We start from the raw sequence: 6751 nt of genomic DNA, 5'->3' as shown, positions 1-6751 counted from the left end.
ATTTTTAGCTGTTTTTTTACTGACTGCTGCTTTGTTGTGCAACACGCATAAAAAAAGCTCGCAAACTGCGAGCTTTTTGTTCAAATGTACGGCTTATCAGCGTTTACTTCTTAGGACCGCCCTTACCGCCGCCCTTACCGCCACCGCCGGTGTCACCACCGGTATCGCCGCCAGTGTCACCGCCACCGCCGGTTGAACCACCACAACCATTTGCTGTCAGGTAATCCACCGCCGCTTTAGCTTGGACCAAACCGTGGCCATAAGCATTGTCACGACCAGTTGCGCCTAGATCTTTCGCTGACGCATGTAAAGCAGCACGAATCTCATCATTTGTGCAACTTGTGTGATGTGACCAAACCAAGGCAGCAACACCTGCTACGTGAGGAGTTGCCATCGAAGTACCGTCAAAGAATGCCCAGTCACTGTCGATAACGCTAACCGTTGCAGCTGAACCTACTTGTGCTGCTAAGGCTGCACCATCAATGTCAGAAACACCTACGGCAGGAATAGATGCACTATAAGTACCTAAGGTACCCAGCAACGGACCCGCCTCATTGTTGTACACGATAGCAGCCACGCCACCACCAGCTTCACAGGCCTGCACTTTTTCAGTGAACGAAATAACGCCACGTTCAATCAAGCAGACTGCGCCGCTAGCGCCGGCACAAGCTTGGTCGCCGATACCACAATCGACAAGGTTACCGGTTGCTTCTGTCCGCGCGGAACCATCCATACCGTTGGCATCATAACCAGCGCTACCGACGGTGACCGCAACTTTCTCGCCCATGCCGCGAGGCACAGAGGACAGCACTGCAACACCAGGCCCCGCCAGTTCAACTTGCGAGGTTTGCTGCGAGAACGCAGCAATCGTTTCGGTACTGTCTACTGCCGCAACCGAAACGACCGAATCATACGAAGCGGGGTAGGAGTCACGCGTGTTACCGTCGTTACCCGCCGCAGCAATACTTAAGACACCCGCACTGTTCAACTGCGCAAAGCCGCGCTCTTCAGTACGGTTGGCACGACTACCGCCCAAACTCATGTTAATCACTTTAGCGCCTTCGCTGGCACACTCATCTGCAGCAGCAATTAGAGAAGACGAATACGCCCAGCCGCTGGCACCAAACACTTTTACGATATGGAGGTCAACATTGCCGTTGGGTAGCACACCCACCACGCCATCGCCATTAGCAAGTGCAGCAATGGTGCCAGCAACGTGGGTACCGTGACCATTTTCATCGGTATACCAATTTCCAGAGCCACTGTTGAAGCGTCCCGTCACACCATTGGTTGGCAAATCTGGGTGACCAAGGTCATAACCTGAATCGATGATACAAACCTTAACGGCACCGGCGCCAGCATCGCTGACAAGATCCGCTTGCACTTGCGTAATACCGTACGGCTTACCTGGTTCATATTGTGAACTCAATAAGTAACGTGGTGAGTCTTCTTCTACTAATACAATATTGGGGTTATTGCGAAGACCATTCAGGGCTGCAGCAGGAACCGATACCGCCATCGCATCCAAGTTGCGTAGCTCCAAGTGCTTATTACCGCCAGCACGTTGTACGACTTTCTCGACTTGCGCTTGGCTACCAGGTTTAAATTGAATGATGACGCGTTCTTTCTCGTTTCCCGCCTGTGCGACAGCACTGCTTACCGCGAGTGCTAAAGCCGCTACAGCAAAACTTGAACGTTTTGCGAAGTGCTTAGACATGTTGTTCACCTTATTATTGTTGTTAAATTATCTTGTTGTTCGACTTGATTATTGTACTTCCTATCGTGCCGACGGAAACATATTGAAACATCTCATATGATTAATCAATGTACAAATGCAAGGGTTTTGTAAAGACGCTGATATTAGACTGAACTAGACTTTTACTGGTTAGCCAGTACAATTCGCGGTCACTTTCGATGCGCCGAATTATGCAGGATTGATATGACCCATTTAGCAGTCACACCGGAACTCTACGAACAACAGTTAGCTGCGAAACAACAGCAGCTTGCTCAGTTGCTAAATCCGTTCACCAGCACTGAGCTGGAGGTTTTTCGTTCGCCTGTTAAACACTATCGCATGCGTGCTGAGTTTCGCGTCTGGCACGAAGGTAACGACTTGTATTACATCATGTTCGATCCAGAGACTCGTGAAAAACTCCGCATCGATGAGTTTCCTGCCGGCAGCGCACTGATGAATCAACTGATGCCTGCAATCATAGATTATGTACGTGAGCGCGATGTGCTACGGCGGAAACTATTTCAGGTAGAGTTTTTAACAACGACATCTGGGCAAGCACTGGTATCGCTCATCTACCATCGCCAACTCGACGACGATTGGCAGGCTGCTGCACAGCAGCTAAAACTGCATCTGCAAAAATTTGCTGAAGTACATTTGATTGGCCGTGCAAAAAAACAAAAACTGTGTCTTGCGCAAGACTGGGTTATAGAGCAACTTGAGATTGCTGGAACTCGCTATCAATTTCAGCAAATCGAGAATAGCTTCACCCAGCCAAATGCAGCGGTAAACATTCATATGGTTGAATGGGCACTAGCAGCAACTGAGGCTACGGATCACGACTTACTTGAACTCTATTGCGGTAATGGCAACTTCAGCTTGCCTTTAGCGCGAAATTTTCGCCGTGTGCTCGCCACTGAAATCAGTAAAGTCTCAGTTGCTTCAGCTCGCTACAATTGTGAACTAAACGGGATTAACAACGTCACCGTGGTGCGGATGTCAGCCGAAGACTTTAGTGCTGTAATGGAAGGTGAGAAGCAGTCGCGTCGTGCAGCAGAGGCAGACATCGCCAGCTTCGATTGCCAAACAGTGTTGGTTGATCCTCCGCGAGCAGGTCTAGATGACGCGACCATTGAACTGGTGCGCAACTACTCGCGTATCATTTACATTTCGTGTAATCCAGAAACTTTGGCAGAAAACCTAAAGAAGTTAGCCACAACGCATAAGGTCACGCGTTGCGCGCTGTTCGACCAATTTCCTTACACCCATCACATGGAAGCTGGTGTAATTATTGAAAAGCGTTCGCAGTAGGTAAGGCAGTGACTTGACGGGTCAGCTTTAAGTTGACCCAATGCGCTGCGACAATAAGGCTGGCACCGAGCAGAATAACGAAGGGTTCGCCCACTTCTCCTAAGCTATCTTTGTGCCAGTAAATAAAGCCGCCCGCAAACAGCATCAGTAGCGGGTAGAAACGGAAATGTTGGCGCATGCCCATAACCAGAGCAATCAGCCCCACCACTAGACTAGTAGATAAGATAACGCGCTCGAGCAATTCTTCGCCAATAAACGACAGTCCGATCAACGACAGCATCGGTAGAATCACGGGCAGCAACAAGCAGTGCAGTGCACACAAGGTGGTGACCCACATACCTGTCCTATCGAGTGATTTCTGCGTCATTGCTAAAGCTCCTAACTACGCGTTTGATTGTTATATTATAACATCACGTAGCGCTCGACAAGTCTGAATAAAATTTATTTTAGTAACCCCTTAAGCTCGATCAATCGCAAAAGGCAGCACTTGTTCGATCGAGGCTACCCCTAACTTCGCCATTAATAAGCGATCAAAGCCTAGTGCAACCCCGGAACATTGAGGGAGTCCATGGGTTAACGCAGCTAATAATCGTGGGTCCGCATGCGCTGCTGGTTTTCCTAGTTGCGCGCGCCGTCGCTGATCTTGAGCAAAGCGCTGTGCTTGCTGGGCAGCATCAGTAAGTTCCTGATAACCGTTCGCTAATTCGTAACCACCGTAGAAGACCTCAAATCGCAGCGCAACGCGGCTATCGCTCTGGTCCAACTGCGCTAGCGCAGCCTGTGAGGCTGGGTAATGAGTAACAATCAACGGCTGTTGCGGATCCATTGCCGGCTCGACGATACATGCCATCGCTAAATCAAGTAAGGTATCACGGTCCGTTTCCTGTTGCGCTAACTCACGAATACTTGGATACGCAGACAAACTTTGCTGCAGACGCTCCACCGTATCAGCAAGGGGATCAATCGCTAATGTCTCATACAAGAGTTGCTGATAAGTGATTTGTCGTGGCAAGGGAGCAGCAACACTAAGACGGAGTAACTCCACCACTTCATCGATCAACTGCTGCATGGTAAAGCCCACTCGATACCATTCCAGCATCGTAAATTCAGGATTGTGGCGTGGACCCTGTTCATCGTCTCGGAACACTTTTCCCAACTGATAAATACAGCCTGATCCTGCCGCCAATAACCGCTTCATGGCATATTCTGGGGAGGTTTGTAAGTGCAGCGGGACGACATCATGTCGCAGGCTTGAAGTGAGATTGCTGAGGTGTGGGTCAGTGACACCAAAATGTGCGAGTACGGGAGTATCAACCTCCATTACTCCGCGTTCAGCAAAAAAATGCCGGAGTTTAGCAAATAATGCAGCGCGCTCTCGCAAGACCTCGATGGTGGCTGAGGGTTGCCAAGTAGAATCGCGCTGCATCGCTGGTCAAATCGCTTGATTAGCAGCGATTATTTTTGCACACGCGAAACGTATTCGCCGCTGCGCGTGTCGACTTTAATAACTTCACCGATTTGCACGAACAATGGCACTCGTACAACTGCGCCAGTACTCAGGGTCGCTGGTTTGCCGCCAGTGCCGGCAGTATCACCTTTTAAGCCAGGATCGGTTTCAGTGATTTCAAGCTCGACAAAGTTCGGTGGCGTAACTGCGATCGGATTACCATTCCACAGCGTCAACGTACACACGTCTTGCTCAACCAACCATTTAGTCGTTTCACCAACAGCTTTGGCGTCTGCCGCCAGTTGCTCGAAACTATCATTATTCATGAAGTGCCAGAATTCGCCGTCGTTGTACAAGTACGCCATGTCGATATCGATAACGTCAGCACCTTCGACGCTGTCACCCGACTTAAACGTTTTCTCAACCACTTTGCCGCTAATTAATTTACGGATTTTGACCCGGTTAAATGCTTGGCCTTTGCCTGGTTTAACCATTTCGTTTTCAACAATGGCGCAAGGCTCGCCATCTTGCATGATTTTCAAACCAGCTTTAAATTCATTGGTACTGTAGTTCGCCATAAGTTCCTCATCATCCACAGGGTTAGCGATTTCGCGCGCAATAATAAACCATAACGTGGAAGTTTTCAGGTAAAATAATTACACTTTGAATCATATTTTAAGGGTTATTCGTGCCAGATGCAGTAGCTTTTTCAGTGCGTGCCGCATGGCAACAAGAACTTGCACAGGCGATTCGCGATCCGTTGCAACTTGGTCAGTTGCTCGACCTCCCTGAGACCTGGGTCCAACAGCATGCGGGTGCACGCGAGCTGTTTCCGATGATGGTCACCCGTCATTTTGTCAACCTCATGACGCGCGGCGACTGCGACGATCCCTTGCTTCGGCAGGTCATGCCGAGTGCCGACGAATATCTCGAGCGCGATGGCTTCGTCGTCGACCCGTTGCAAGAACAAAATAATGAGCATCCAGGTATTCTGCACAAGTATAAATCACGCGTATTGGTGATCTTACGCGGTGGTTGCGCGATTAATTGTCGCTACTGCTTTCGCCGACACTTTCCCTATGCTGAGCATCATTTTGGCAGCGAGCAACGGCGCCAGCTGCTCGATCTTGTTCGCCAAGACACAGCGATTAATGAGGTTATTTTAAGTGGTGGTGATCCGCTACTTGCCACCGACACACAACTTGAGCGCCTATTGTCGGAGCTTGAAAGCGTACCGCAACTACGCAGAGTCCGTATCCATTCGCGTTTACCCGTGGTGCTACCGAGTCGTCTCACCCAGCAGCTGGCCAAACGCCTCGAGCAAAGTCGTTTGCAAAGTATTTTGGTGTTACACGCCAATCACCCAAATGAAGTTGCGACTGAACTGGCGCAGGGGCTCGAATTATGGGCGCGACACGGTATCACCTTGCTCAACCAAAGCGTGTTGCTGCGGGGTGTGAATGATGACGTCGAGGTGCTAAGTGATCTCAGTGAAAAGCTGTTTGCCGCAAAAGTATTACCGTATTACTTGCATCAACTCGATGCAGTAAAAGGCGCCAGCCACTTTGCTGTGACTGACGCCGTTGCACTCACTATTGCCGAAGGATTACGCACTGCGTTACCTGGCTTTTTGGTTCCGCGACTCGTGCGCGAGATAGCCGGCGAACCCAGCAAAACCCCTCTCGAACTTAGTCGGTGTTAAATTGCTCGCGCACCCATTCGCTCATCAAGCGTTTCTCACGGTACAAATTATCACCGCTTGTGCCGTGGATATTGCGTAACGTAGAGGTACCGTCGGCCAAGTCTTTCAACTTCACCTCTTCACTTTCGGCAAGCACCTTACCGGTGCCGTCAGTGTAAGTGAAGGCAAAGGTCATGGTCGGATACGATAAGCTATCTAACACGCGGATATAACTGCTACCGCCAACACCGTAGGTCGGCTCGATGCGTCCAGTCAGATCTAAATCGGTCATGGTGATGGCTAATTCATGATCTGCTGGCAACTTTTGCCCTAATTCCTGCCAATGCTTAGTGAGATTCTCCATAACACGATTTTGGAAGCGCTCTTGAATATCGCTTACCGCCTCAATATCGCGATAATCATCGACATTCTTCCACTCGACTTTTACTTCAGCTGCTACCGCAGCTTGAGTCATTAACGCCGCAGCGACAGCTAAACCTAATTTATGTAGCTTTTTCATTGAACACCTCCTGTTCAGTCATGTGCTTATAAGATGCCGCAAACTGCTTAAATGTGACAT

General features: G+C 49.6%; 7 protein-coding genes. 2 read left to right on the top strand and 5 right to left on the bottom strand.

What is annotated here, in order from left to right; all coding sequences use genetic code 11:
* Positions 1 to 103: 103 nt before the first annotated feature.
* On the bottom strand, positions 104 to 1717 hold the full coding sequence (locus tag IDAT_RS04565; RefSeq protein WP_051986582.1) for a S8 family serine peptidase: 1614 nt from the start codon (positions 1715 to 1717) through the stop codon (positions 104 to 106).
* Positions 1718 to 1939: 222 nt separating this feature from the next.
* Here IDAT_RS04565 and trmA point away from each other — a divergent pair, with 222 nt between their 5' ends.
* A complete protein-coding gene (gene trmA / locus IDAT_RS04560) occupies positions 1940 to 3043 on the top strand; it encodes a tRNA (uridine(54)-C5)-methyltransferase TrmA (RefSeq protein WP_034731130.1) in 1104 nt (367 codons plus the stop codon).
* Here trmA and IDAT_RS04555 read toward each other — a convergent pair.
* From IDAT_RS04555 to efp, 3 genes are all read right to left on the bottom strand, one after another.
* The gene (locus tag IDAT_RS04555) at positions 3021 to 3410 is read right to left on the bottom strand and encodes a MerC domain-containing protein (protein WP_034731127.1); all 390 of its coding nucleotides are present in this window, start codon (positions 3408 to 3410) and stop codon (positions 3021 to 3023) included. The genes trmA and IDAT_RS04555 overlap by 23 nt on opposite strands.
* Before the next feature lie 90 nt (positions 3411 to 3500).
* Positions 3501 to 4469, bottom strand: coding sequence for an elongation factor P--(R)-beta-lysine ligase (gene epmA / locus IDAT_RS04550; protein ID WP_034731124.1), 969 nt, complete (start codon positions 4467 to 4469; stop codon positions 3501 to 3503).
* Between the two features lie 29 nt (positions 4470 to 4498).
* On the bottom strand, positions 4499 to 5068 hold the full coding sequence (gene efp / locus IDAT_RS04545) for an elongation factor P (protein ID WP_034731119.1): 570 nt from the start codon (positions 5066 to 5068) through the stop codon (positions 4499 to 4501).
* Positions 5069 to 5178: 110 nt separating this feature from the next.
* On the opposite strand from efp, the gene epmB reads away from it, so the two are divergent.
* The gene (gene epmB / locus IDAT_RS04540) at positions 5179 to 6192 is read left to right on the top strand and encodes an EF-P beta-lysylation protein EpmB (protein WP_034731117.1); all 1014 of its coding nucleotides are present in this window, start codon (positions 5179 to 5181) and stop codon (positions 6190 to 6192) included.
* Here the strand turns inward: epmB and IDAT_RS04535 are convergent.
* Complete coding sequence (locus IDAT_RS04535) at positions 6179 to 6691, bottom strand: DUF3016 domain-containing protein (protein ID WP_034731114.1); 513 nt, start codon at positions 6689 to 6691, stop codon at positions 6179 to 6181. The genes epmB and IDAT_RS04535 overlap by 14 nt on opposite strands.
* Positions 6692 to 6751 lie beyond the last annotated feature (60 nt).

The sequence above is a fragment of the Pseudidiomarina atlantica genome (genome assembly GCF_000753735.1).
Lineage (GTDB): Bacteria > Pseudomonadota > Gammaproteobacteria > Enterobacterales > Alteromonadaceae > Pseudidiomarina > Pseudidiomarina atlantica.
Note: the sequence above shows the minus strand (reverse complement) of the source record. Positions and strands in the feature narration are given on the sequence as shown.

Bases quoted from the DNA above. Each gene is read 5' to 3' on its own strand.
- efp (WP_034731119.1), bottom strand. From the start codon at position 5,068: ATGGCGAACTACAGTACCAATGAATTTAAAGCTGGTTTGAAAATCATG.
- trmA (WP_034731130.1), top strand. From the start codon at position 1,940: ATGACCCATTTAGCAGTCACACCGGAACTCTACGAACAACAGTTAGCT.
- IDAT_RS04535 (WP_034731114.1), bottom strand. From the start codon at position 6,691: ATGAAAAAGCTACATAAATTAGGTTTAGCTGTCGCTGCGGCGTTAATG.
- epmA (WP_034731124.1), bottom strand. From the start codon at position 4,469: ATGCAGCGCGATTCTACTTGGCAACCCTCAGCCACCATCGAGGTCTTG.
- IDAT_RS04555 (WP_034731127.1), bottom strand. From the start codon at position 3,410: ATGACGCAGAAATCACTCGATAGGACAGGTATGTGGGTCACCACCTTG.
- IDAT_RS04565 (WP_051986582.1), bottom strand. From the start codon at position 1,717: ATGTCTAAGCACTTCGCAAAACGTTCAAGTTTTGCTGTAGCGGCTTTA.